21 protein-coding genes are annotated in these 25,627 nt (G+C 72.1%); 11 read left to right on the forward strand and 10 right to left on the reverse strand.

Annotated elements, in window-relative coordinates; genetic code table 11:
- Positions 1-59 precede the first annotated feature (59 nt).
- Complete coding sequence (locus tag STRCI_RS02400; protein ID WP_418953301.1) at positions 60-2,012, forward strand: N-acetylmuramoyl-L-alanine amidase; 1,953 nt, start codon at positions 60-62, stop codon at positions 2,010-2,012.
- A gap of 5 nt (positions 2,013-2,017) precedes the next feature.
- On the opposite strand, the gene STRCI_RS02405 is transcribed toward STRCI_RS02400, so the two are convergent.
- From STRCI_RS02405 to STRCI_RS02435, 7 genes are all read right to left on the reverse strand, one after another.
- Positions 2,018-2,515, reverse strand: a complete 498-nt coding sequence (locus STRCI_RS02405; RefSeq protein WP_269657118.1) for a hypothetical protein — start codon at positions 2,513-2,515, stop codon at positions 2,018-2,020.
- A 120-nt stretch (positions 2,516-2,635) separates the two neighbouring features.
- On the reverse strand, positions 2,636-3,541 hold the full coding sequence (locus tag STRCI_RS02410) for a universal stress protein (protein WP_269657119.1): 906 nt from the start codon (positions 3,539-3,541) through the stop codon (positions 2,636-2,638).
- 151 nt (positions 3,542-3,692) lie between these two features.
- Positions 3,693-3,935, reverse strand: coding sequence for a DUF397 domain-containing protein (locus tag STRCI_RS02415; RefSeq protein ID WP_269657120.1), 243 nt, complete (start codon positions 3,933-3,935; stop codon positions 3,693-3,695).
- 94 nt (positions 3,936-4,029) lie between these two features.
- Positions 4,030-5,196, reverse strand: a complete 1,167-nt coding sequence (locus STRCI_RS02420; protein ID WP_269657121.1) for a thiolase domain-containing protein — start codon at positions 5,194-5,196, stop codon at positions 4,030-4,032.
- Positions 5,193-6,236, reverse strand: a complete 1,044-nt coding sequence (locus tag STRCI_RS02425; RefSeq protein WP_269657122.1) for a thiolase domain-containing protein — start codon at positions 6,234-6,236, stop codon at positions 5,193-5,195. The genes STRCI_RS02420 and STRCI_RS02425 overlap by 4 nt, the downstream gene beginning before the upstream one ends.
- A complete protein-coding gene (locus tag STRCI_RS02430) occupies positions 6,233-7,174 on the reverse strand; it encodes a Zn-ribbon domain-containing OB-fold protein (protein WP_269657123.1) in 942 nt (313 codons plus the stop codon). Before STRCI_RS02430 ends, STRCI_RS02425 begins: the two co-directional genes overlap by 4 nt.
- A gap of 11 nt (positions 7,175-7,185) precedes the next feature.
- Positions 7,186-7,986, reverse strand: coding sequence for a crotonase/enoyl-CoA hydratase family protein (locus STRCI_RS02435; RefSeq protein WP_269657124.1), 801 nt, complete (start codon positions 7,984-7,986; stop codon positions 7,186-7,188).
- 350 nt (positions 7,987-8,336) lie between these two features.
- Here STRCI_RS02435 and STRCI_RS02440 point away from each other — a divergent pair, with 350 nt between their 5' ends.
- From STRCI_RS02440 to STRCI_RS02460, 5 genes are all read left to right on the forward strand, one after another.
- Complete coding sequence (locus tag STRCI_RS02440; protein ID WP_269657125.1) at positions 8,337-9,941, forward strand: acyl-CoA synthetase; 1,605 nt, start codon at positions 8,337-8,339, stop codon at positions 9,939-9,941.
- Between the two features lie 224 nt (positions 9,942-10,165).
- Entirely contained in the window at positions 10,166-12,820 is a 2,655-nt protein-coding gene (locus STRCI_RS02445) for a winged helix-turn-helix domain-containing protein (protein WP_418953302.1), read from the forward strand.
- A gap of 150 nt (positions 12,821-12,970) precedes the next feature.
- Positions 12,971-14,599 (forward strand): MFS transporter, encoded by a 1,629-nt coding sequence (locus tag STRCI_RS02450; RefSeq protein WP_269657127.1) that lies wholly within the window; start codon positions 12,971-12,973, stop codon positions 14,597-14,599.
- Positions 14,596-15,117: a hypothetical protein gene (locus STRCI_RS02455; RefSeq protein WP_269657128.1), complete on the forward strand. Its 522-nt coding sequence runs from the start codon at positions 14,596-14,598 to the stop codon at positions 15,115-15,117. The genes STRCI_RS02450 and STRCI_RS02455 overlap by 4 nt, the downstream gene beginning before the upstream one ends.
- A gap of 161 nt (positions 15,118-15,278) precedes the next feature.
- Positions 15,279-15,476, forward strand: coding sequence for a hypothetical protein (locus STRCI_RS02460; protein WP_093720780.1), 198 nt, complete (start codon positions 15,279-15,281; stop codon positions 15,474-15,476).
- Between the two features lie 51 nt (positions 15,477-15,527).
- Here the strand turns inward: STRCI_RS02460 and STRCI_RS02465 are convergent, their stop codons facing one another.
- Positions 15,528-16,934 (reverse strand): DUF2252 domain-containing protein, encoded by a 1,407-nt coding sequence (locus STRCI_RS02465; protein WP_269657129.1) that lies wholly within the window; start codon positions 16,932-16,934, stop codon positions 15,528-15,530.
- Between the two features lie 192 nt (positions 16,935-17,126).
- Here STRCI_RS02465 and STRCI_RS02470 point away from each other — a divergent pair, with 192 nt between their 5' ends.
- The 4 genes from STRCI_RS02470 (at position 17,127) to STRCI_RS02485 (ending at position 20,657) form a co-directional block, all read left to right on the forward strand.
- Positions 17,127-17,750 carry an HdeD family acid-resistance protein gene (locus tag STRCI_RS02470; RefSeq protein WP_269657130.1) on the forward strand — a complete coding sequence of 208 codons (624 nt, stop codon included), beginning with the start codon at positions 17,127-17,129 and terminating at the stop codon, positions 17,748-17,750.
- A 103-nt stretch (positions 17,751-17,853) separates the two neighbouring features.
- On the forward strand, positions 17,854-18,327 hold the full coding sequence (locus tag STRCI_RS02475; protein WP_269657131.1) for an SHOCT domain-containing protein: 474 nt from the start codon (positions 17,854-17,856) through the stop codon (positions 18,325-18,327).
- A gap of 32 nt (positions 18,328-18,359) precedes the next feature.
- Positions 18,360-18,782: a DUF7144 family membrane protein gene (locus STRCI_RS02480; RefSeq protein WP_269657132.1), complete on the forward strand. Its 423-nt coding sequence runs from the start codon at positions 18,360-18,362 to the stop codon at positions 18,780-18,782.
- 138 nt (positions 18,783-18,920) lie between these two features.
- Positions 18,921-20,657, forward strand: a complete 1,737-nt coding sequence (locus STRCI_RS02485; RefSeq protein WP_269657133.1) for an alkaline phosphatase family protein — start codon at positions 18,921-18,923, stop codon at positions 20,655-20,657.
- Here STRCI_RS02485 and STRCI_RS02490 read toward each other — a convergent pair.
- Together STRCI_RS02490 and STRCI_RS02495 are read right to left on the reverse strand one after the other, a co-directional pair.
- Positions 20,626-21,495 (reverse strand): alpha/beta fold hydrolase, encoded by an 870-nt coding sequence (locus STRCI_RS02490; RefSeq protein WP_269657134.1) that lies wholly within the window; start codon positions 21,493-21,495, stop codon positions 20,626-20,628. The two genes, STRCI_RS02485 and STRCI_RS02490, sit on opposite strands and share 32 nt — an antisense overlap.
- 10 nt (positions 21,496-21,505) lie before the next feature.
- Positions 21,506-23,005: an acyl-CoA synthetase gene (locus STRCI_RS02495; RefSeq protein WP_269657135.1), complete on the reverse strand. Its 1,500-nt coding sequence runs from the start codon at positions 23,003-23,005 to the stop codon at positions 21,506-21,508.
- A 120-nt stretch (positions 23,006-23,125) separates the two neighbouring features.
- On the opposite strand from STRCI_RS02495, the gene STRCI_RS02500 reads away from it, so the two are divergent.
- A complete protein-coding gene (locus STRCI_RS02500; protein WP_269657136.1) occupies positions 23,126-25,537 on the forward strand; it encodes a penicillin acylase family protein in 2,412 nt (803 codons plus the stop codon).
- Positions 25,538-25,627: the final 90 nt, after the last annotated feature.

The raw sequence follows: 25,627 nt of genomic DNA on the forward strand, positions 1-25,627 counted from the left end.
ACGGACGCATTGCCCGGCCCCGCACGGCTCATCGCGCCCGACCGTCCCAGGAGGCTGCTTTGCGACGATCCGTCACCGCCCCGAAGAGAGCAGCGAAGAGAGCCGCCGGTCCGGTGGCCTGCGCCGCCCTGATGCTCCCGCTGCTCGGCGCGGCCCCTTCTTCCCCGGCCCAATCGTCCGCACAGGCCCTCCAGTCGGCCTTCTCCTCGGCCGCCGCCGAGTACGGCGTGCCGCGCAGTGTGCTGCTGGGTGTCTCCTATCTCCAGTCCCGCTGGGACACGCACGCCGGAGCGCCGAGCGTGACCGGCGGCTACGGTCCGATGCATCTGACCGACGCCCGCACCGCGCTCGCCGGGGCGGCCCATCACAGCGAGGGCGCGGAGGACGCCCGCGGTGACCAGGCCCGCGCGGCCCTCGTCCCCGAGGAGCGGATCCCGGACGCCGAGGACCTGCCGGCCCGGCTGCGGACGCTGCCGAGGGCCGCCGAGCTGACCGGGCTGAGCCCGCAGCGGCTGCGTAGCGACCCGGCGGCCAATGTGGCGGGCGGTGCCGCGCTGCTCGCGGCCGCGCAGCGGGAGCTGGGCGAGCCGGTGAGCGCGGATCCCGCGGACTGGTACGGCGCGGTGGCGCTGTTCTCGGGCGCCGAGGACCGGGCGACGGCGGCGGCGTACGCCAACGATGTCTACGGGGTCATGCGGACCGGCGGCGAGCGGTTCACCGACGCCGGGCAGCGGGTCGTCCTCGCGGCGCAGCCGGAACTGACGGCCGACACGGGCACCCTGGCGGGTGCGGGCCTGCGTGCTGCCGCCGCCGGGGAGACGGAGTGCCCCGCGTCGGTGTCCTGCGAGTGGATCCCGGCGCCGTACGAGGAGTTCGGGGAGGGCGACTACGGCAACCACGACCTGGGCAACCGGCCGGAGTCCCAGAGCATCGAGTACATCGTCGTGCACGACACCGAGGGCGCCTGGGAGGGTGTCCTCGACCTCGTGCAGGACCCGACGTACGTGTCCTGGAACTACTCCCTGCGCTCCACCGACGGCCACATCGCCCAGCATCTGAAGGCGAAGGACGTGGGCTGGCACGCGGGCAACTGGTACGTCAACGCCAAGTCGATCGGTCTGGAGCACGAGGGGTTCCTGGCGAACCCGGACGCCTGGTACACGGAGGCGATGTACCGCTCCTCGGCCCGGCTGGTGAAGTACCTGGCGCGCGCCTACGGCATCCCGCTGGACCGGCAGCACATCCTCGGCCATGACACGGTGCCGGGCCCGACCACCGCGACGATCCGGGGCATGCACACCGACCCGGGCCCGTACTGGGACTGGCGTCACTACTTCGAACTGCTCGGCCGCCCGTTCGAGGCGACCGCCGGGAAGAAGGGCGGTGTGGTGACGATCCGCCCGGACTACGCCGAGCACCAGCCGCAGTACACGGGCTGCACGACCGCGGGTCAGCCCTGCCCGGCGCACGGGTCGAGCGCGGTCCGGCTGCACTCGGGGCCCGGGCCGTCGTACCCCCTGATCAAGGACGTCGGTCTGGGGACGACCCCGTCCACCGGCGTGAACGACCTGTCGTCGCGGGTGTCCACCGGGCAGCAGTACGCGGTCGCCGGGCGCGACGGGGACTGGACGGCGATCTGGTACCTGGGCCAGAAGGCCTGGTTCCACAACCCGGCGAAGCAGCCGACGGCCGTGAACGCGACCGGGCTGGTGGTGACGGCGAAGGACGGCCTGGAGAGTGTCCCGGTGTACGGGCGGGCCTACCCGGAGGCGTCCGCCTATCCGGCGGGGGTGCCCGCACAGCCGGTGTCGCCGCTGCCGTACCGGCTGCCGCAGGGGCAGAAGTACGTGGTCGGGGACAAGGTGCCCGGCCAGTACTACTACGCGGTGACCTTCGATACGGCCTCGCACCGGGTGGTGACCGGAAAGGATCTGTACTACGAGATCCAGTACGGCCACCGGGTGGCGTTCGTCCGGGCCGCCGACGTGACAGTCGTGCCCGCGGCCGGGTAGCCGCCTCAGCCCTGCTGGAACAGCTCCGCGGGGAGCGGCTTCAGCAGGGCGTACAGGTCATCGGTGATGGGGCGGTCCCAGGCGGCGATGGTCACCAGGACGTTGTCGCTGCGGTCGAACTGCACGCAGGAGATGCGGCCCTCGGAGAGCTTCAGCCGGCGCACGATCAGGAGGTTGTCGCCCTGCATCACCGGCACGTCCTCGGTGCCGACGACGGTGATCTCCTCGTCGTTCTCCAGGGCCAGCAGCAGTTGGGCGACCTCGAAGGGGATCTCGCCCTCGGCGACCTCGCGGGCCGGGGATCCCTCGGGCAGGTTGCCGATGATCATCGCGGGGCCGCGGCCGCCGAAGAGGTCGTAGCGCAGGAAGACGCCCTGGCAGGTGCCGTCGGGGGCGGGCAGGAGACCGGCGCCCAGATTGCCTGGCCAGTCGCCCGGGTCCATGGCCAGAACGTCGAAGTCGGGCCCGGCGGGCGTGGCGCTGCGGCGGCGGAGGAACGACATGTCGCCATGCTACTTGGCCGTGCGCGTAACTGGCGTGCCGCCCAGTGCCGTCTGGCGGCTGCCGCATCGTCGTGGCTCGGCGCGCAGTCCCCGCGCCCCTGAAGGTGGGACCAGTGCCCCCTACTCGTCGCCTGACGTCGGTGGTACCACCGCGATCGGGCTTGCCGCGTGCAGCAGTACTGCGTGGCTGACCGAACCCAGCGTGCGGGTGGGTGCCAGCAGGCGGCGGCGGTAGCGGCCCACGACCACCAGGTCGGCGTTCTTGGAGGCGGCCACCAAGTGGCCGGCCGCGTCGCCGGGGGCCACGTAGGGCTCGGTGGTGACGTCCGGGTGGCGGGACTGGTGGGGGGCGAGAAAGCCCTCGGTCAGGGCTCGGGTCTCGTTCTCGATGGGCTCCTGTTCGATGGGTGGGGGCAGGATCGGGGCAGGGGCGGCCGCCCATACGTGGACCGGCCAGGCGTAGGCGGCCACGACCTGGAGGCGGGCGCCGCGGCGGGCGGCCTCGGCGAAGGCGAAGTCCAGGGTGGCGTCGTCGGGGCTGTCGACCTGAAGGCCGACCACGACTCTGGAGCCGGGTGCGGTCGGCGGCGCGTCGTGGACCTCGCGTCCCGGCCGGGGCACGACCACGACGGGGCACTCGGCGTCGCGTGCGGCGGCCAGGCTGTTGGAGCCCAGCAGGAGGCTGGCGAAACCGCCCCGGCCGCGGGAGCCGAGCACCAGCAACTGGGCGGCGGAGCCCAGTTGAGGGAGTACGGGGGTCGGGGAGCCGTCCAGCGGGACGAACTCCGTCTCGGGCCGGTCCGGCACCTTGTCGAGGTGGGTGCGGGCCTGGTCCAGCACCGCGTCCTCGGCCCCTTCCGGTGGCCCCGCCACCAGCACATCGGGCTGCATCCAGGCGGCGTACTGCCGTACATGGACGACCCGCAGGGGCGCCTCGCGTAGGCGGGCGGTGTTGAGGGCCCAGTCCAGGGCCCGCAGGCTGTCCTCCGAGCCGTCGACCGCCGCGATCACCGGCAGGGTGCTCATGGGTTCCTCGCTTCCCGTGGACGACCGTCGCCCTCCCGGGGTCAGCCTGGCTCAGGCCCCGGTTCCGGGAGGGTGCTGGAGGTCGCGTGTCCGGAAATACGGTCGGAACACCCCCGGTTCGGCCCGCCGGACCGGCTCCGGCGGGCGCGGTTCAGGTCAGGTCGAACTCCCCCTCGCGGGCGCCGGAGACGAAGGCGCCCCATTCGGCGGGTGTGAAGATCAGGGAAGGGCTCTCCGGGCGGTCGCTGTTGCGCATCGCGATGAATCCCTCGACAAAGGCGATCTGGACGTCCCCCAGACCGCGGCTGCTTGAGTGCCACTCGGCGCTGCTGAGGTCCAGCTCCGGCTTGTCCCAACCCATGAGCGGCTGCTGCTGGATGGTGCTCTCGGCCACGTCCGTGCTCCTCCCGGTTCGTCGTCCGCGGCCAGCCTAGCTTTCGGTCCGGGGCGCCGACAGGCCACGTGAGGGGGACCTTTGCGGAGCGCTTTCAGGAGTCGGGGGGCTCGGCGCCGACGAGCCACATGGAGAAGAACTGCGATCCGCCGCCGTAGGCGTGGCCGAGGGCCCGGCGGGCGCCCGCCACCTGGTGTTCCCCGGCCTGGCCGCGCACCTGGAGGGCGGCCTCGGCGAACCGGATCATGCCGGAGGCGCCGATGGGGTTGGACGACAGGACCCCGCCCGACATGTTCACGGGCAGGTCGCCGTCGAGTTCGGTCACCCCGGACTCGGTGAGCTTCCAGCCCTCGCCCTCGGCGGCGAAGCCGAGGTTCTCCAGCCACATGGGCTCGTACCAGGAGAACGGCACGTACATCTCGACGGCGTCGATGTCCCGGCGCGGGTCGGCGATGCCGGCCTGCCGGTAGACGTCGGCGGCGCAGTCCTTGCCGGCCTGCGGGGAGACCGCGTCCTTGCCCGCGAAGAGGGTCGGCTCGCTGCGCATCGCGCCGCCGTGCATCCAGGCGGGCGGGCGGGGGGCGCGGGCGGCACCGGCGCGGTCGGTGAGGACCATCGCGCAGGCGCCGTCGGAGGACGGGCAGGTCTCGGAGTAGCGGATGGGGTCCCACAGCATGGGCGAGGACTGGACCTTCTCCAGGGTGATGTCGTGCTCGTGGATGTGGGCGTAGGGGTTCTTCAGGGCGTTGCGCCGGTCCTTGAAGGCGACGAGGGAGCCGACGGTGTCGGGGGCGCCGCTGCGCCGCATGTACGCGCGGACGTGCGGGGCGAAGAAGCCGCCCGCTCCGGCGAGCAGGGGCTGCTGGAAGGGGATCGGCAGGGACAGGCCCCACATCGCGTTGGACTCTGACTGCTTCTCGAAGGCGCAGGTCAGCACGGTGCCGTGGACGCGGGAGGCGACAAGCCCGGCGGCGACGAGCGCGGTGGAACCGCCGACGGAGCCCGCCGTGTGGACCCGGAGCATGGGTTTGCCGACCGCGCCGAGCGCGTCGGCCAGGTACAGCTCGGGCATCATGACGCCCTCGAAGAAGTCGGGTGCCTTGCCGATGACGACGGCGTCGATGTCGGCCCAGGTCAGCTCGGCGTCGTCGAGGGCCCGCCGGGACGCCTCGCGCACCAGCCCGGCGATGGACACGTCCCGGCGCGCCGCCACGTGCTTGGTCTGGCCGATGCCGACGACGGCCACGGGTTCCTTGCTCATCGCGGGTCCCCTTCCAGTACGGCGACCAGGTTCTGTTGCAGACAGGGGCCGGAGGTGGCGTGGCCGAGGGCCCGGTCGCAGTCGCCGCGGTGGATACCGGCGGCGGCCTCGCCGATGCGGATCAGTCCGGCGGCCATGACGGGGTTGGCGGCGAGGGCGCCGCCCGAGGGGTTGACGCGCACACTGTCGTCGAGGCGGAGCGCCTTGCGCAGGACGACCTCCTGGGCGGTGAAGGGCGCGTGCAGTTCGGCGGTGTCGACGGGCCGCTCGAAGACACCGGCCCGCTCGGCGGCGAGGCGGGTCGAGGGCGAGTCGGTGAGGTCGCGGACGCCGAGGGAGTGGGCCTCGATGCGGTGGTCGATACCGCGGATCCAGGCGGGCCGGGCGCACAGGTCCCGGGCGCGCTCCCCGGCGGCGAGGATCACCGCGGCGGCGCCGTCACCGATCGGCGGGCAGTCGCCGGTACGCAGGGGCCGTACGAGGTAGTCGCCTTGCGGTACCGGGCCTCGGAGCTGGGCGTGCGGGTTGTCGGTGGTACGGCTGCGGGCGGCGATCGTCGCCAGTTCCCGCTCGTCCGTCTCGTGGGCGTCGATGAGCGCCTGCGCCTGGAGGGCGGCCAGGGCGACGGAGTCGGGCCACAGGGGCGCCACGTAGTACGGGTCCAGCTGGCGGGTCAGCACGTCGCGCAGCGATCCGGGTGAGGACTTGCCGTAGGAGTAGACGAGGGCGGTGTCGGCGTCGCCGGTGAGGAGCTTGGTCCAGGCCTCGTACAGGGCCCAGGCGCCGTCCATCTCGACGTGTGACTCGGAGATCGGGGGCCAGGCGCCGACGCCGTCGAGGGCGAGGGTGAAGGAGAAGGCGCGGCCGGCGAGGTAGTCGCTGGAGCCGGAGCAGGTGAAGCCGATGTCGGTGGTCTTCAGGCCGGTGCGGTCCAGGACGTCGTGCAGGACCGGCATCAGCAGCTCGACCTCGGAGAGGTCCTCGGTGGTGCGCCGGTGGTCGGTCTGGGCGAAGGCGACGACGGCGATGTCGCGGGTCACAGCAGCTCCCGGTAGGTGTCGTAGTCCGCGTCCGGTTCACCGGTGGGCCGGTAGTGGTCGGGGTATCGGGCGCCCTCGGTCCACACCGGTTCCACCCTGAGGCCCATGCGGACCTGGTCGTAGGGGAGGCCCGCGATCCGGCCGTGCAGGGCGAGACCGGCGCCGTCCAGGGCGATGTGGGCGTAGACGTAGGGGACTTCGATGTCCAGGTTCTTCGCTTTGATGTTGACGATGCAGAATGTGGTGACCGTGCCGTTCGGGCCGACCTCGACCTGTTCCGTGGTGGCGACGCCGCAGGTGGGGCAGGCGCCCCGGGGTGGGACGTAGACCTTGCGGCAGGACGGGCAGCGTTCGCCGACGTTGCGGCGGCCGGCGAGGGCGTTGAGGTAGGCGGTCTGGGCGCGGCCGGGTGAATAGGTGTAGTCGAGCCGGGCGTGGGCGACGATGCCGGTGACCGGGTTCTCGAACTCGCCCGGGTGGCCGCCTGGTTGGGCGGCCTCGCCGTCGTACGGCTCGAAGCAGGCGATGTCGGTGATGGCGCCGGTGCGTTCCCCGGCCCAGCGGACGCGGACGCGCAGGCCGGTGTGGACGGCGTCGGGGCCGGGGGCGGCGAGGGCGTGCAGGAGGGCGGTGTCGGCGCCGTCGAGGCGGACCAGGACCCAGGCGAAGGGGGTGTCCAGGGGCTGGCCGCGGCGGGGTTCGTGGTTCCAGGCCCAGGTGGTGACGGTGCCGGTGGGGGCCACCTCGACGAGGTCGCGGATCTCCTCGGCGGTGACCGGGTCGTACTCGACGGGTGGGACGAGGGTGCGGCCGTCGGTGGTACGCACGCCGAGCAGGACGCGGTCGCGCAGGCCGGTGAGGAAGGCGCTCTGGACGGGGCCGAGGGAGCGGGTGAAGGGGAACTCGACCACCAGGGAGGCTTTGAGGACTTCGGGCATGCCGGTCTCCTTCAGTGGCGCCGGTAGTCGGGCGGGCGCTTCTCGGCGAAGGCGCGGGCGCCTTCCTTGGCGTCGGCGGTGTCGAAGATGGGCCAGCCGCGCTTGAGTTCGGCCGCGAGGCCCTCGGTCTCGGTGAGCTCGGCGGTCTCGTACACCGACGCCTTGACGGCCTCGACGGCCAGCGGGCCGCAGGCGTTGATCCGCTCGGCGATCTCCAGGGCCTTGGCGAGGGCGGTGCCGTCGGGCACGACATGGCCGATCAGGCCGATGTCGGCGGCCTCGCGGGCGCTGTAGGGGCGGCCGGTGAGGAGCATCTCCAGGGCGTGGGTGCGCGGGATCTGGCGTTGCAGCCGGACCGTGGAGCCGCCGATGGGGAACAGTCCGCGCCGGACCTCGAAGAGGCCGAAGGTGGCGCTCTGTCCGGCGACGCGGATGTCGGTGCCCTGGAGGATCTCGGTGCCGCCCGCCACGCAGTACCCCTCGACGGCGGCGATCACCGGTTTGCGGGGGCGGTGATGGCGGAGCATGGCCTTCCAGTGCAGGTCCGGGTCGGCGGTGAGCCGGTCGCGGTACTGCTCGCCCGCCATGCCCTGGCCCGCCAGGGCCTTGAGGTCCATGCCCGCGCAGAACGCGCCGCCCGCGCCGGTCAGCACGATCGAGCGGACCGAGTCGTCCTCGTCGGCCTCGGTCCAGCCGTCGTACAGGCCGACGAGCATGGGCAGCGAGAGCGCGTTCTTGGCCTCGGGCCGGTTGAGTGTGAGCACGAGTGTGGCGCCCTCGCGCCGCACGGTGAGGTGTTCGGTTCCACCCATCGCCCGTCTCCCCTCTTGAGAACGAGAACAGGTTGCAGGAGGCGCCCGAGCACTTCAAGGGTTTTCTGACAGACAGTCAGATTTCTTGTGCGCGGAGTCTTCACAGCCGAGCCGCCCTTTGCTCTGATGACCGGCAACCGAGGGCAGCCAGGGCCTGTCGTTTGGATCAGGCCGGCTGTAAGAAGCGGTGCATGGCAACGGAGCCGAGCGGGGTCTGGTGCGTGCAGCTGCAAGGCGGAGGAGGGCGGCGACGCGGAGCGTCGGCAACCGACGACAACGCCGCAGATGGGCGTGCCAGACCCCGCGACGCCGGACTGATCCAAACGACAGGCCCTAGGTCAGGAGGAGCGGTGGAGTACAACCTTGCCGACCTGTTCGAGTCGGTCGTGGACGCGGTGCCGGACCGGGAGGCGCTGGTCTATCTCGACCACCCCGGCACGGGCGCGGAGCGCAGGCTGACGTACGCCGAGCTGGACGCGGCCGCGAACCGGATCGGCCACCATCTGCTGGACAGCGGGATCCGTCCCGGCGAGCACCTCGGGCTGCATCTGTACAACGGCGTCGAGTACCTCCAGACCGTACTGGGCTGCCTGAAGGCGCGCATCGTGCCGGTGAACGTCAACTACCGCTATGTGGAAGAGGAGTTGGTCTACCTCTACCGGGACGCCGATCTGGCGGCGGTGGTCTTCGACGCCGAGTTCGCGGACCGGGTGTCGGCGGCGCGGCCACGGGCCGAGCGGCTTCGGCATCTGGTCCGGGTGGGGGCGGACGGGCCGCCCGGTCTGCCGTTCGCGCAGGCCGAGGCGGCCGGTTCGCCGGAGCGGGGGTTCCCGGCGCGCTCGGGCGACGACCAGTTCATCATCTACACCGGCGGCACGACCGGGATGCCCAAGGGCGTCATGTGGCGCCAGGAGGACCTGTTCTTCGCGGGGCTCGGGGGCGGGGCGCCGACCGGTGAGCCGGTGAAGCAGCCCGAGGAGCTGGCCGAGCGGGTCGCCGCGGGCGGGTCCGGGATCACCTTCTTCCCCGCTCCCCCGCTGATGCACGGCACCTCCACCCTCACCGCGTTCATCGGCTTCAACTTCGGCCAACGCGTCGTGCTGCACCGCAAGTTCGTGCCCGAGGAAGTGCTGCACACGATCGAGAGGGAGAAGGTCTCCAGCATCTCCCTGGTCGGCGACGCGATGCTGCGGCCGCTCATCGACGCCCTCGGCGGGCCCATGAAGGGCACGGACTGCTCGTCGGTGTTCTCCGTGTCGTCGTCCGGGGCGATCATGTCGGAGACCGTGCGGCGGCAGTTCCTGGAACTCATGCCGCACGTGATGCTGCTCAACAACTTCGGCTCCTCCGAGTCCGGCTTCAACGGCACGGCCACCGATGACTCCGGGCCCCGGAGCGGGTTCCGGATCCGGGTCAACTCCCGTACCCAGGTGGTCGATCCGACCACCCGTGAGCCGGTCGGGGTCGGCGAGGTCGGCCGGGTCGCGCAGTGCGGGCACGTGCCGCTCGGCTACTACAACGACCCGGCCAAGACCGCCGAGACCTTCTTTGAGAAGGACGGACAGCGTTGGGTGCTGCTCGGCGACATGGCGACCGTCGACGAACAGGGCGTGGTGACCGTCCTCGGCCGCGGTTCGCAGTGCATCAACACCGGCGGCGAGAAGGTGTACCCGGAGGAGGTCGAGCAGGCCCTGAAGTCCCACCCCGATGTGTACGACGCGCTGGTCGCCGGTGTGCCGGACGTGAAGTGGGGCCACCATGTGGCGGCCGTGGTGCAGCTCCGCGAGGGCGCGGCCCCGCCTTCCCTGGACGACATCCAGGCGCACTGCCGTACGCACCTGGCGGGGTACAAGATCCCCCGCCAGCTGATACTCACCGAAACCGTCCGCCGCTCGCCGAGCGGCAAGGCCGACTACCGGTGGGCCCGGGAGGTGGCCGCGGCCGCGGACGCCTAGGGCCTGACGTTTGGATCAGTCCGGCGTCGCGGGGTCTGGCCCGCCCCTCTGCCTCGTTGTCGCTGCACGCTCCCCCATCGCCCCCGCTCGACTCGGGCCGGGCAGCACCGCTTCTTGCAGCCGGCCTGATCCAAACGACAGGCCCTAGCTCTCGACGGGCCGCGTCGTGCCGAAGCTGGGATTCTGGAGATTGAACAGTCACCAGAACCTGGCGGACGACGGTGGTGGTCGGTGTGGTCGCGATCGAACCGGGTGGGCCCGGCGTGGCGGCCTCGGAGGTCGATCCGCTGGGCGCCCCGTACCTGCCGGGACGGTTCACGGTCCCGGCCAGGCCCCCCACCTTTCTGCGCCGAAAACGGCTGCACGACCACCTCGACCTCGGCCTGACGACCCCGCTGACCATGGTGAACGGGGCCGCGGGGGCGGGCAAGACCCTGCTGGTCGCCGACTGGGCCGACGGCCTCGACGGGCCCGTCGCCTGGCTCACGGCCGACTCCGAGCTGACGCCCGGGCTGTTCTGGGCCTATCTGCTGCAGGCTCTGCGGGGCCAGGGGGTGCTCACACCCGCCGAGGTCGGCTCCCCGGCGGACGCGCAGCAGGTGGACGACAAGCTGCTGGCCCGGCTGGCGGTCGGCCTCGCCGCCCGTGAGCGGCCCGTGGTGGTCGTCCTGGACGAGTACCACCGGGTGACCGACCCCGCCATCAGCGAGCAGGTGGAGTTCGTCCTCCAGCACGCCGGGCCCGGACTGCGCCTGGTCCTGGTCACCCGCACCGAGCCCCTGCTGCCGCTGCACCGCTACCGCGCGGCCGGCACCCTCACGGAGGTCCGCAACGCCGAGCTGGCCTTCACCCCGAAGGAGACGATGGGCCTGCTCGCCCTGCACGGTCTGGAGCTGTCCCTGGACGCCTCCCGGGCACTGGTGGAGCGGACCGAGGGCTGGGCCGCGGGCCTGAGGCTGTGCGCCCTGGCCGCGCAGGACGCCGACGACGCCGAGATCTACCTCAAGGAGTTCGAGGCCGGACAGAGCACGGTCGCCGACTATCTGCTGGGCGAGGTGCTCACGAGGCAGTCCTCCGAGACCCAGGACCTGCTGCTGCGGGTCAGCGTCCTGGACCGGTTCTCCCCGGGCCTGGCGAACACGCTCACCGGCCGGCGCGACGCCGAGCCGATCCTGGAGGGGCTGCGCCGCCGCAACGCCTTCGTGGAGTCGCTCGGGCACTCCCGGTACCGGCTGCACCCCCTGCTCCGGGAGATCCTCCGGTCCCATCTGGAGGTGACCCGGCCGGGACTGCGCCCCCGGCTGCACCGCCGGGCGGCTCACTGGCTGCACCGCTGCGGGTACCTCCCGGAGGCTCTCGGGCACGGCGCCGCGGCGGGCGACTGGGAGTTCACCGCAGCCGCCGTGGTCGACGACCTGGCCATCGGGCAGCTCTTCACCGGACTGCGCGCCGAAGCGCTGGCCGGGCTGTTCTCCCGGATGCCCGCCGAGACCACCGGCCCCGCCGCCGAGCTGATCCGCGCGGCCCGCGCGCTCAACCGCCACGACGTCGGCCGCGGACTGGCCCATCTGCACCACGCCGAGCAGACCCTGGCCACCGAGGCGTCCGATCCCACGGCGGCCCAGCTCAGCTGTGCGCTCCTGGAGGCCCACGCCGCCCGGCTGACCGGCGCCCCGGGACGGGCGGAGAAGGCGGCCCGGTCGGCCCGGCAGCTCCAGGACGACGTGCCCGCCGGGCTGCTGGAGCGGCATCCCGAGCTGAACGCCCTGCTGCTGACCGATCTGGGCACGGTCCTGCTGTGGGCCGGGCGGTTCCAGGAGGCGCGCGACGCCCTCGGCACTGTGGTCGCCTCCCCCGCCGGCGCCGCGACGGCGCTGCCCCGCCAGGAGAGCCTCAGCCATCTCGCGCTGATGGACTACCTCGACGGCTGGCTGGACCGGGCCGAGCACAAGGCGCTGGCCGCGCTCACCGAGACCGAGCGGTACGGGCTGCCGCCGTCCTCGGGGTCGGGCGTGGGCCATCTGGTCCGGGCGGCCGTGGCCGTGGAGCGCGACGAACTCGACGAGGCCCAGCGCCTGCTCGACGAGGCGGCCCCGTTCGGTCCCGCGGGCCACGAGGACCCGGTGACCGCGGGGGCCCGGGCGCTCACCACGGCCCGGCTGCGGCTGGCCCAGGGGGACACCGCCGCCGCGCTCGCCGCGACCGGGGCCACCATCACCGCCGACGTGGTCTCCCCCTGGGAGCGGGGCCGGGCCGCCGCCCTCACCTGCGCCGCACACCTGGCCGAGGGCCGCCCCGAGGCCGCGGCCCGGGCCCTGCTCGCGGCCCCCGACGACCAGGCCGCCTGCGTGGTGCAGGCGGCGCGGGCCCTGCTCGCCGTGGGCCACCCGGACGCGGCCCTCGAACTACTCGAATCCGTACCGCCCGACGGCGAGGCCGGTCCCGCCGTCACCGTGCCCGCCCTGCTGGTGCGCGCGCAGGCGCACAGCCAGGCCGGGGACCCGGCGGCCGCCCGGCGGATCCTCAACCGGGCGCTCCTGGAGGCCCGCCGGGAACGGCTGCGCAGGCCCTTCCTGGAGGCCGGACCCTGGGTCCTGCGGATGCTGGGCACCGGGGCCCGGGAGCCGCTCGCCGAGGACTGGCTGCTGCGGAACTCCGGGCAGGGCGCTACGGGGCCGCTCGTGGTGGAGGAGCTGAGCGCCCGGGAGCGCGATGTGCTGATGCGGCTCGCGCAGCTGATGTCCACCGAGGAGATCGCGGCCGATCTCTATGTCTCCGTGAACACGGTGAAGACCCATCTCAAGGGTGTCTTCCGCAAGCTGGGTGTGAACCGGCGCACCGACGCGGTACGGCGGGCGCGGGAGCTGGGCCTGCTGTGAAGCGGGGCCGTGGCGGGCGGCGGAGCCTCCCCCGCGGTGGGTGAGGCGCCCGGCGGCCGCGCGGGGTGACATGGGCGGTGGCGACCGTACGCACGAGGCCGCCGCCCGGCGGCCCTCACGAGCGCCCCGGGCCGATCCGGTGAGGTGAACGTGGCGCACTGGCGGGCTCTGATCGTGCTCGGGGCGGCCCAGTTCCTGATGGTGCTGGACACCTCCGTGATGAACGTGTCGATCAGCCAGCTGGTCGAGGACTTCGACACCGAGGTCACCGCCATCCAGGCCGTCATCACGTTGTATGCGCTGATGATGGCCGCGTTCATGGCCGTCGGCGCCAAGCTCGGCGACATCCTGGGCCGCCGCCGGCTCTTCCTGATCGGTCTGGTCGTCTACGCCACCGGATCGGCGCTGACCTCGGTGGCACCGACGGTGTGGGTGCTGGCGATCGGCTGGTCGGTCATCGAGGGGCTCGGCGCGGCGCTGGTGCTGCCGGCCATGGCCGCGCTGGTCGCGGAGTCCTACCGGGGCCGCGACCGGGCCGTGGCCTACGGCGTCATCGGCGGACTCGCCGGTGCGGGCATCGCGGTCGGGCCGCTGCTCGGCGGCTGGGTGACGACGTATCTCACCTGGCGGCTGGTGTTCGCCGGCGAGGTCGTGGTCGTGGTGGCGATGCTGATGGCCAACCGGGCGATCAAGGAGGTTCCGCGGACGGGTCCCCGACCCCGGTTGGACGGCGTCGGAGCCACGCTGTCCGCGACCGGTCTCGGCCTCGGGGTCCTCGGTGTGCTCCAGAGCGGGACCTGGGGCTGGGTCCAGCCGCGGAACCCGCCGTTCACGGTGTTCGGCTTCGCCCCGACCCTGTTCGTGATCGCCGCCTCGGCACTCGTGCTGTACGCCTTCGTCTCCTGGGAGCGCCGCCGGGTCGCCAGGCGCACGGATCCGCTGGTGCATCTGTCCCTGCTGGAGCGACCGGCCCTGCGCGCCGGGCTGCTGACGATGATCAGCCAGAACCTCATCCTCCTGGGCCTGTTCTTCGCCATCCCGCTCTACCTTCAGGTCGTCCAGGGCTTCGACGCGTTCCAGACCGGACTACGGCTGCTGCCGGTCTCGGTCACCATGCTCGTCGCCTCCCTGGGTGCCTCCCGGTTCGCGCGCAATGTGCCGCCGCGCAGGCTGGTCAGGGTCTCCCTGGTGACCCTGGCCGGGGCCGTCGTGTGGCTGCTGGCCACCATCGACCCGGAGATCGACGACGCCCAGTTCGCCGGGGCCATGGCGCTGCTGGGCCTCGGTATGGGCCTGCTCGTCTCGCAACTGGGCAATGTCGTGCAGTCCAGCGCCACCGAGGAGGAGCGCAGCGAGGTCGGCGGGCTTCAGTACACCGCCCAGAACCTGGGCTCGGCCCTCGGCACCGCGCTGATCGGCTCCCTGCTCATCGGCGCGCTCGCCCAGGCCCTCACCACGCATGTCGAGGACGATCCACGGCTGTCGCAGGAGGCCCGGGAGAAGACGAGCGTCGCCCTGGAGGCAGGGATCTCCTTCGTCCCCACCGACCAGGTGCGCTCGGCCGCCGAGCAGGCCGGGCTGCCGCCCGCCGAGGTGGACGCCCTCGTGGAGGACTACGCCTCGGCCCAGCTGAAGGGCCTCAAGGCGGCCATCCTGGCGGCCGGCGGCGTCACCCTGGCGACTTTCCTGGTCACCACCCGGCTGCCCGCGCGCACCGGCACCGGGACGCCCACCGGCCCCCGCGGCCCCGGTGACGGCGATCCCGGGACGGTGCCGTGAGGACCCCTGAGGCCAAGGCGGCCCGTGCCGCGCGCCGCGCCGAGCGGCGGGCCCACGCCGACTTCACCGGGGGTGTCTACGGATCTCTGCTCGCCGCCTCCGTGGTGCTCGGCGCCGGTTCGCTCGGCAACTTTCCCCGGGTGGAGCTGGTCGTGCTGCTGTTGCTGACCGGCATCGTGTTCTGGCTCGCGCATGTGCACGCCAAGCTGTTCGGTGAGCGGCTGGCGCGCCACGCCCTGGACCGGCGGACGGTGCTGCTGGTGTGCCGTGAGGAGTGGCCGATCCTGCGGGCCGCCCTGCCTCCGGCGCTCGCCATCGCCATCAGCCCGCTGCTGGGCCTGGATGTGCAGGGCGCCGTCTGGCTGGCGCTGTGTGTCGCCGTGGTGGGGCAGGTGAGCTGGTCGGTGCGGGCGGCGCAGCGGGTGGGCGCGTCCTGGCGACTGGTGGTCATCAGCGCCTCGGTGAATCTGCTCCTCGGTCTGCTGATCGTCGGCGTCAAGCTGTTCGTGAAGCACTGACGTCCGGCGCCCGGCCCCCACCTCCATCTTCTTCGTCGCACATTCACCTGTGCCGGGTGAGGCCCCGTGCACCCGCTTGTCCGAGTATCGAAGTGCGGCGTGTGGTCCGCCGCACAGCTTCCCTCCTCCGCCCGCGCACCACCTTCCGCGGGAGAACTCTCATGCGCTACGAGATCCGTGTCGACGGGCAGATGTCGGAGACACTCGCCAAGTCCTTCCCGGAACTGAGCCACGTGGTGATGGCCGGTCAGACCATCCTGTTCGGTCCGGTGGTAGACGAGGCCCATATCTACGGACTCGTGGCCCGCTGCCAGTCCCTCGGGCTGCGCATCGTGGAGATGCGCCGCCGGCCCGAGTGAAACCCGGGCCGGACGGTCGCGGCACCGCATCTCACACGGCGCGGGCGCGGCTCACGCGGTGCGGGCGGTGACCCTTCCGGAGCGGACCGCCTCGGCCAGCGCCTCGAAGTCCCGCTCATTGCGATCGGCGTACAGCTGCGCGAACTCGGTCAGCGCACGGTCGAAGCGGTCGCTGCCGCCGAGATACGCGTCGATGGCGACGGGGTCGCCGGACCGGGCGTGCGCGCGGGCCAGGGAGGCACCGCACACCTGGGCGAAGAGGTTCAGCATCGGCGGGTCCATGGTGTCGGGGCGGGCGATGCCCTTCCAGTCCCGCAGCTGCCGTACGTAGAAGTCCCGCTCGCGGCCGTCGAGGCCCACGACATGGGTCCAGCCCAGGAGGATGTCGCTGGTCGTCTGGATGAGCCGCTGCCCGTCGACCACCCGGCGGCCCTGGTTGTCGTAGTCGTCGCCGCCCGTGTGCGGGGCGAGCACGGACTGCTGGGCCTCCTTGGCCTGGAGCAGGAGAGGATCGTCGTCGTCCCGGCCGAGCAGGAGCAGGATCCAGCAGCGGGTGCCGACGCTGCCGACGCCCACGACCTTGCGGGCCACGTCGACGAGCCGGTAGTGGCGCAGCAGGTGCCGCCGCTCGGCGGACAGGCTGTGCGCGTACTGCTCCAGGACGGTCGCCAGTTCCTTCTCCGTCTCGGCGGCACCGGTGTCGGTCAGGTCGGCGAGCGGGGTGATCAGCGGTGGGTCGGGGGCGATGCGCCGTCCCTGGGGGGTGTCCATGGTGAGCTTGTCGAAGGCCTGCATATGGGTGCGGGTGCGGGCCTTCGCCGTGGCCTGTGCGGTGCGCCGCTTGGCCCTTTTGTTCATGGACGAGGCCATCAGCGTCTGCATGGAGTCGGCGTCGTCCTGGGCGTACCAGATGTCCAGCGCGCGCATCCCGGCGAGCTCCCGCATCCGCAGCCGGTAGGCCCGTACGCACTCCCGCACGGCCTCGTCCTGCTCCGCGGTCGGGAAGCCGCTGGCCCGGCCGGATATGGCGAAGCTGGCGGCCAGCCGCTTGACGTCCCACTCGAACGGGCCGGCCAGGGTCTCGTCGAAGTCGTTGATGTCGAAGACGAGATGCCGCTCCGGCGAGGCCAGCAGCCGGAAATTCAGCAGATGGGCGTCGCCGCAGAGCTGGACCGTGAGCCCGGTGTCCGGGGACGCGCCCAGGTCCGCCGCCATGATCGCGGCCGCGCCGCGGTAGAAGCGGAACGGCGACTCCAGCATGCGGCCGTAGCGGATGGGCACCAGCTCCTGCAGCCGGGTCGCCGACTGGGCCTCGATCACGTCGACCGGATCGAAGCGTCCGGGGCCGGGCTCGAACCGTCCCTGGGCGGAGCGGGGCACGCGGCTGCGTGCCTGTCGGCCGTGGGTCTTCCGTTCGACCGGTGTCAGGGCTACGGAGAACGCGCTCCGTTGGGTCATGGCCCGCCTCCTCGTCGGCTGCGATTGCCGGGGCACTTCCGAGTCCACCCTCGTCGCCCGCCCGGCGTGGAGGATCACCCGTGACGGGTGATCCGGCGCGGTTCGGGGCGGGTGACGCTGGCCTCGTGGGAACTCCACACACCGCCCCGCCGGTCCCGGCGGCGGCGCGTCCCGTCGGGGCGAGGAGGAGCCATGACCGAATCGCATGCCTCGGCACGGCCGGCGGCCGGGTCCCGGCAGTCCCCCGGCGGGACGGCCCGCGAGGACCCCGAGGACGTCCTCGGCCGTCTCGGCGGCTCCTGGACCTGGATGCTGGGATCGGCCCTCGCCACCCTGGTGCCGGGCGTCCTGCTGCTGGTCTGGCCGGACGCCACCCTCCAGGTGGTCGCCGTGCTCTTCGGGCTGTATCTGCTCGTCACGGGCGCGTTCCGGTTCGTGGCGGTCTTCGGCCAGGAGCGGGGCGAGCGGGTCCCGGGCCTGCTGATCGCGGTGCTGTACGTGCTGGCCGGGGTGCTGTGCATGCGGAACCCCTTGCAGACCATCGCCGCCCTGTCGGTGATCGTCGGTGTGGTGTGGCTGGTCTCCGGACTGCTGACCGCCTACGCGGCCCTCGCCGCGAAAGATCTGCCGCACCGGGGCGTGCTGCTCGGCGCGGCGCTCCTCGGCATCGTCGCGGGGATCGTGGTGCTGGCCCTGCCGAGCGAGTCGGCGGTGGCCCTGACCCGGCTGCTCGGCCTGTGGCTGGTGCTGCTCGGGCTGATGGAAATCGCGGTGGCCTTCGCATGGCGGTCGGCGATCCGCCGGATCACCGCCTGAGACACCAGATCACCCCCCGTGGGTGAGGCCGCCCCCACCTTGCCGTGGGCACGCTCAAAACGGACAACGACAGTCGGGCATGGGCCCGGACGGAGGCGAAAACATGAGCACAGCGATGTACCTCGCGTACGACTTCCCGCTGCTGAGCACCTTCTGGGCGATGCTCTGGTTCTTCCTGTGGATCCTGTGGTTCGTCCTGCTGTTCAGGATCATCGTGGACATCTTCCGCGACGACGCGATGAGCGGATGGGCCAAGGCGGGCTGGCTGGTCTTCGTCGTCGTGCTGCCCTTCCTCGGTGTGTTCGTCTACGTCATCGCACGGGGCAAGAACATGGGACGCCGAGAGATCGCGCAGGCTCGCGAGCAGCAGGCGGCCTTCGACTCCTACGTCCGTGAGACGGCCGCCGGCGGCCGTCCCAGCAGCGCCGACGAGCTGACCAAGCTGTCGCAGCTCAAGGAGAGCGGCCACATCACGGAGGACGAGTTCCAGCGGGCCAAGGCCCTGATCTTCACCGACTACGGCCCGGCGGGCGCCCGCAAGGAACCCCAGGCCGCCGGTCCGTCCACCGGCCGCTGAGGCCGGCCCACGAGATGAGATGAGGCACCGGCATGACTGCGACACACAGCGCACCTCCCCAAGGCACGGCGAAGCAGGGCTGGGCCGAGGGCCTGACGGTCTTCGCCGCCGTGATGCTGATGATCGCCGGCGTACTCGACATCACGCGGGGCATCATGGCGATCGCCGAGGACGATGTCTTCGTCAGCACCCCCAACTACGTCTTCGAGTTCGATCTGACCAGTTGGGGCTGGATCCATCTGATCCTGGGCGCGGTCGCCGTCCTGGTCTCCCTCGGCCTGTTCAGCGAGGCGACCTGGGCGCGCGTGTCCGGGGTGGTGCTCGCCGCCCTCGTGATCATCGCCAACTTCCTGTCCATGCCGTACTACCCGGTGTGGTCGATCGTGCTGATCGCGATGTCGGCGCTGATCATCTGGGCCCTGTGCGTGCACCGCAGCCCCGGCTACCGCGACTGAGCCGACACGACCGCGGTGTCCCGCGGTGACCTGCCCCTTGCGCGCGTACCGTGTGCGTTTCGACCGGCTCGGCGGATGAACGCAGGCCGACGGCCGACCGTACGCATGATTGACGGGACGCAAGGAAAGGGACCACGGGTGTCGCAAGTCACGGGCCAACTGCCGGACACCGAGGCGGAGGAGACGGAGGAGGAGAAACGGGCCGAGGACGCGCCGAAGCGCCCCGGACTGCTCGGCTGGCGGCTACGCCATCCCCGGGCGGCCCGGGGCGTCACCGTGGCGACGACCGTGCTGGCCGCCGTCCTGGTGCTGTCCGCGCTGCTGCTGCCGAACCGCGTCGAGAGGCTGTCGTTCGGCGCGTTCTTCCGGATCCCCGCCGAGGGTGTCCTGCTGGCGGGCCTGCTGCTCTCGCTGCCCCCTCGGCCGCGGCGGATCATCGCGGTGGCGACCGGAGTTCTGCTGGGCCTGATCTCCGTCCTGAAGTTCCTGGACATGGGCTTCTACCAGGTGCTGGCCCGCCCCTTCGACCTGGTCCTGGACTGGATCCTGCTGGACGACGCGGCGGAGTTCGTGCGTGAGTCGTTCGGGCGGACCGGACAGGTCCTCGCCGTGGCGGGGGTGCTGGTGCTGCTGGTGGTCGTCCTCGTGGCGACGACGCTGGCGACCGTGCGGCTGACCGAACTCATGGTCCGGCACCGGCCGGTGGCCACCCGGACCACGCTGATCCTCGGCACCGCGTGGATCACCTGTGTCACGCTGGGCGTGCAGTTCACCGAGGTGCCGGTCGCCTCGAAGATCAACGCGGACTATGTCGACAATCGCGTCGAGCAGGTGCGGGCCGGGCTGCGGGACGCGGAGGTCTTCCAGAAGCAGGCGGCCGTCGACGCCTTCGCCGACACCCCGCCCGACCAGCTGCTCACCGGACTGCGCGGCAAGGACGTGCTGTTCACCTTCATCGAGAGCTACGGCCGGGTCGCGATCGACGATCCGGCGATGTCCGGGCAGATCGACTCGGTGCTCGACGAGGGCACCGGCAGGCTGAAGGCGGCCGGGTTCGCCTCGCGCAGCGGCTGGCTCAAATCGCCGGTGACGGGCGCGGGCAGCTGGCTCGCCCACTCCACGTTCCTGTCCGGACTGTGGATCAAGAACCAGCAGCGGTACCGGAGTCTGACCACCAGCGACCGGGCCACGCTGAACAGCTACTTCCGCAAGACCGGCGCCTGGCGCACGGTCGGCGTCGTGCCCGGGGTCCGCCGGGCCTGGCCGGAGGGGAAGTTCTTCGCGCTGGACCACATCTACGACTCCGAGCATCTCGGCTACCACGGCCCCTACTTCAGCTGGACTCCCGTGCCGGACCAGTTCAGCCTGGAGGCCTTCGAACGCCTTGAGCACGGCAAGAAGGACCGCGAGCCGATCATGGCCGAGATCATCCTGGCCTCCAGCCACAACCCCTGGGCACCGGTCGCCCGCATGATCGACTGGGAGGACCTCGGCGACGGCAAGGTCTTCCACAAGATCAAGGAGGAGGGCAAGGACCCCAAGGAGGTCTGGAAGAACCCCGACGACGTCCGCGCCGAGTACGCCAACGCCATCGAGTACTCGCTGCGCAGCCTCGTCGAGTACGTCGAGCGCTACGGCGACGACGACACGGTCCTGGTCTTCCTCGGCGACCACCAGCCGGTGCCGACGGTGACCGCGGGCAGCCGGAGCAAGGACGTCCCCGTCACCATCGTCGCCCGCGACCCGAAGGTCCTGGAGCGCGTCGACGACTGGGGCTGGACGGACGGCCTCAAGCCGGCCAAGGACGCGCCTCAGTGGCCGATGGACAAGTTCCGGGACCGGTTCATGACGGCGTACGGTCCGGACGGCGGCTGAGGTCCGCGTCGAGGAACCCGGCCACCCGGCGCACGAACCACTCCGGGTCGTCCAGCCAGGGGAAGTGACCGGCCCCGGGCTGGACCGCGAGTTCGGCGTGCGGGAGGAACTCCGTGATGCGGCGGGCCAGTTCGGGGTTCGGGGCGCCGTCGGCCTCGCCCGCGAGGACCAGGACGGGGGCGGCCAGCCGGGCCAGGGCGGCCTGGGTCGCGGGTGGGTCGTAGGCGCCCTCGGAGCCGTACACGCCCGCGGCCCGCTCGTTGAACTCCTCGTCCGCGAGGGCGTCGTGCTGTTGGGCCGCGGTGTCCCAGCGGCCGTAGAAGAAGGGGGCGATCTCGGGCCCCGCGTCGCCGATGCCCGCGAGCCAGGACTCCAGCGCCGGGAACGCCTCGTCGAACCAGGGCTCGTCCTTGCGGAGCCGGGCGGCGGCCAGGCGGTCCTCGGGGGTCGCGGGGATGCCCAGCGCCCATGGGTTGGCGGTGACCAGGACCAGGCGCCGGATGCGTTCCGGGTACCGGGCGGCGTAGAGCAGGGCGAGGCTGCCGCCCGCGGAGTGGGCCAGCAGGTCGATCCGGTCCAGGCCCAGGTGGGCCCGGAGCGCCTCCACATCGGCCACGAGGCGGTCGCAGCGGTAGGTCGCCGGATCCGCCGGCACGCCGGAGTCACCCGTGCCGCGCAGATCGAGCCGGATCACCCGGCGCCCGGCGTCCAGTCCGCCCAGGCTCCCCAGGTAGGAGGAGGCGCGCATCGGACCGCCGGGCACGACGAGCAGGGGTTCACCCCGGCCGTGCTGGTGGTAGGCGAGCGGGGTCTGGTCAGCTGCGTTGAAGGTCGGCACGACCGTGATCCTAGGAGTCGGCGAACCGGTCCCGCAGCTCCCTTTTGAGGATCTTGCCGCTGGCGTTGCGGGGCAGCGCGTCGACGAAGACGATCCGCTTGGGCGCCTTGAAGTGGGCGAGCTTCTCCCGCGCGTGGTCGATCAGTTCGGCCTCGGTGACCTCTCCACGCGGGACGACGACCGCGGTGACCGCCTCGATCCAGCGCTCGTCCGGCAGTCCGACCACCGCGACCTCGGCGACGCCGTCGTGGGTGTACAGCGCGTCCTCGACCTGGCGTGAGGCGACCAGCACACCGCCGGAGTTGATGACGTCCTTGACCCGGTCGACGATCGTGAAGTAGCCATGGGCGTCCCGCACGGCGAGGTCGCCGGAGCGGAACCAGCCGTCGCGGAAGGCCTCGGCCGTCTCCTCGGGCTTGTCCCAGTAGCCCTCGCACAACTGCGGGGAACGGTAGACGATCTCGCCGGGTGTGCCGTCGGGCACGTCCTTGCCGTCCTCGTCGACCACGCGCGCGTCGACGAACAGCACCGGGCGGCCGCAGGAGTCCATGCGGCCCTTGTGCTCGTCGGGGGCGAGGACGGTGGCGAGCGGGCCGATCTCGCTCTGCCCGAAGCAGTTGTAGAAGCCCAGCTCCGGCAGCCGTTCACGGAGCCGCTCCAGCACGGGCACCGGCATGATCGAGGCGCCGTAGTACGCCTTGCGCAGCGCGCCGAGGTCGCGGGTGGTGAAGTCGGGGCGGTTGGCCAGGCCGATCCACACCGTGGGCGGGGCGAACAGGCTGTCCACGCGGCCGGCCTCGATCAGCTCGAAGAGCCGGTCGCCGTCGGGGGCGTCGAGGATGATGTTGGTCGCGCCGACCGCGAGATACGGCAGCAGGAAGACGTGCATCTGCGCGGAGTGGTACAGCGGCAGCGAGTGCACGGGCCGGTCGCCGGCGCTCAGGTCGAGGGCCGTGATCGCGCTCAGGTACTCGTGCACCAGCGCGCGGTGCGTCATCATCGCGCCCTTCGGCAGGGCCGTCGTGCCCGAGGTGTACAGCAGCTGCACGAGGTCCTCGCCGCGCGCCTCCGGGCCGTCGTACGCGGGCGCCGAGGCCAGCAGTTCCAGCAGCGAGCCGTCGGCGTCGTGCAGCGGCAGCGCCCGTACGCCGTCGGGGAGCCGGTTCGCCAGGCCGGGGTCGGTGAGGACGAGGGAGCTGCCGGACTGGCCGACCAGGTAAGCCAGATCGTCGCCGGTGAGGTTCTGGTTGACCGGCACATGCACCAGGCCGGCGCGGGCGCAGGCGAGGAAGCCGATCAGATAGGCGTCGGAGTTGTGGCCGTAGGAGCCGACCCGGTCGCCGGGGGAGAGCCCCTGGCCGAGCAGGACGCTCGCCGCGCGGGAGACGGCCTCGTCGAACTCCTCGTACGTCCAGGTCCGGTCGCGGTACTCCACCGCGACGCGTGCCGGGGTGCGCCGGGCGCTGCGCCGCAGCACCCCGTCAACCGTGCTGCCGTGTCCAGGCGTCATGACAGTTGATCCTCGGCCCCCGCCGAAGGGAGGTCAAGCACCGGCGAACGACACGTTCCACGGGCACATACCCGTTGGTACGCTCAACCGCCCCTTCCCCCAAGGACGTTGGGAGGCTTGATGCGCATCCGCCTCAGACGGCTCGTCGTCGCGGCCGTCGCCCTGCTCACCGCCGGCGCCACCCTGCCGGCGGCCGCGGCCGAGCGCCCGGACCGCGGCGAACACCCCTCGCACGGCGGCCTGTCGGCCGTGATCCGCTACACCGAGTACGGCATTCCGCACATCGTCGCCAAGGACTACGCGAACCTGGGCTTCGGCACCGGCTGGGCGCAGGCCGCCGATCAGGTGTGCACGCTCGCCGACGGTTTCCTGACCGTGCGCGGCGACCGTTCCCGGTTCTTCGGGCCCGACGCGGCCACCGACTTCTCGCTGTCCTCGGCGAGCCGCAACCTCTCCAGCGATCTGTACTTCCGTGGCGTACGGGAGGCGGGGACGGTGGAGAAGCTGCTCGCGGAGCCGGCGCCGCGCGGGCCGAGCCGCCAGTCGAAGGAACTGATCCGGGGCTTCACGGCGGGGTACAACGCCTGGCTGAAGCAGAACCGGATCACCGACCCGGCGTGCAAGGGAGCCGCCTGGGTGCGCCCGGTCACCACCCTCGACGTCGCCACCCGCGCCTACGCGCTGGCGGTGCTGGGCGGCGAGGGCCGCGCGGTGGACGGCATCACGGCCGCGCAACCGCCGACGACGGCCACGGCCGCCGCGGCGCCCGACGCCCAGGACACCGCCCGCGCCGCGCGGGAGCTGCTCGCCGCCGACACGGCCGACATGGGCTCCAACGCCGTGGCCTTCAGCGGGACGACCACGGCCAACGGCCGCGGGCTGCTGCTGGGCAATCCGCACTACCCGTGGCAGGGCGGCCGCCGCTTCTGGCAGTCGCAGCAGACCATCCCCGGCGAGCTGAACGTCGCGGGCGGTTCGCTGCTCGGCAGCGCCACCGTGTCCATAGGCCACAACGCCCATGTCGCCTGGAGCCACACCGTCGCGACGGGCGTCACCCTCAACCTCCACCAGCTGACGCTGGACCCGGCGGATCCGACGGTGTACCTGGTCGACGGCAAGCCGGAGCGGATGACGAAGCGCACGGTCACCGTGGACGTGCGGGACGGCGCACCGGTGTCCAGGACGCAGTGGTGGACCCGGTACGGCCCGGTGGTCACCTCGCTCGGCGCATCCCTGCCGCTGCCGTGGACGGCCACGACGGCGTACGCGGTCAACGACCCCAACTCCCTCAACCTGCGCGCCTCCGACACCGCGCTCGGCTTCAGCAAGGCCCACAGCACCGCGGAGGTGCTCGGCTCGCTCCAGCGCACCCAGGGCCTGCCGTGGGTGAACACCATCGCCGCGGACTCCACCGGCCACACCCTGTTCACCCAGTCCCAGGTGCTCCCCCGGATCACCGACGAGCTGGCCCAGTCCTGCTCGACCCCGCTCGGCCGGGTCACCTACCCCTCCGCGGGGCTCGCGATCCTCGACGGCTCGCGGGGTGCCTGCGCTCTGGGCTCCGATCCCGACGCGGTGCAGCCGGGCATCTTCGGGCCCGCGAAGCTGCCGACGCTGAAGGACGCGCCGTACGCGGAGAACTCCAACGACAGCGCCTGGCTGTCCAACGCGGACCGTCCGCTGACCGGGTACGAGCGGGTCTTCGGCACGATCGGGACGCAGCGCTCGATGCGGACGCGCGGAGCGATCGAGGACGTGGCGGCGCTGGCGGGGCGCGGTGAGCTGACCGTGCGGGACCTTCAGGCGCAGCAGTTCGCCAACCGGGTGCCCGCGGGCGACCTGGCTGCGAAGGACGCGGCGGCGGCCTGTGCCGCGCTGCCGGGCGGCACGGCGACGGGCGGCGACGGCAAGGCCGTTGACGTCTCGGGCGCCTGTGCGGTGCTGGCCGCGTGGGACCGTACGACGGACACCGGGAGCCGGGGCGCGCTGCTCTTCGACCGGTTCTGGCGGAAGCTGACGGCCTCGGTTCCGGCGGCCCAGCTGTGGAAGGTGCCCTTCTCTGCGGCCGACCCGGTGGGCACCCCCAACACCCTGAACACGGGTGCGCCGGGCTTCGGTTCCGCCCTCGCGGACGCGGTCACCGAGCTGCGGGCGGCGGGCATCGCGCTGGACTCCCCGCTCGGGCAGCACCAGTTCGTCGTCCGCAACGGTCAGCGGATCCCGGTGCCGGGCGGCACCGAGAGCCTGGGTGTGTGGAACAAGGTCGAGCCGGTGTGGGACGCGGCGAAGGGCGGCTACACCGAGGTGACGACCGGCTCCAGCTACATTCAGGCCGTCGGCTGGGACGGCAGCCGCTGCCCGGTGGCGCGCACGCTGCTGTCGTACTCCCAGTCCTCGAACGCGAACTCGGCCCACTACAGCGACCAGACCCGGCTGTTCTCCGGCGAGAAGTGGGTGACGTCCCGGTTCTGCGAGAAGGACATCCGCAAGTCGCCCGCGCTCCGGGTGGTCATGGTGCGTGAGCGCCGCTGAACCCTCCTAGCGGGTACGGCCGTACATGAGCCGCCGCGGCACCGCTTCGGCGGGGCCGCGGCGGCCCGTTCGTTCCAGGGCGTACGCGCC

The sequence above is a fragment of the Streptomyces cinnabarinus genome, assembly GCF_027270315.1.
GTDB classification, from domain to species: Bacteria; Actinomycetota; Actinomycetes; order Streptomycetales; family Streptomycetaceae; genus Streptomyces; species Streptomyces cinnabarinus.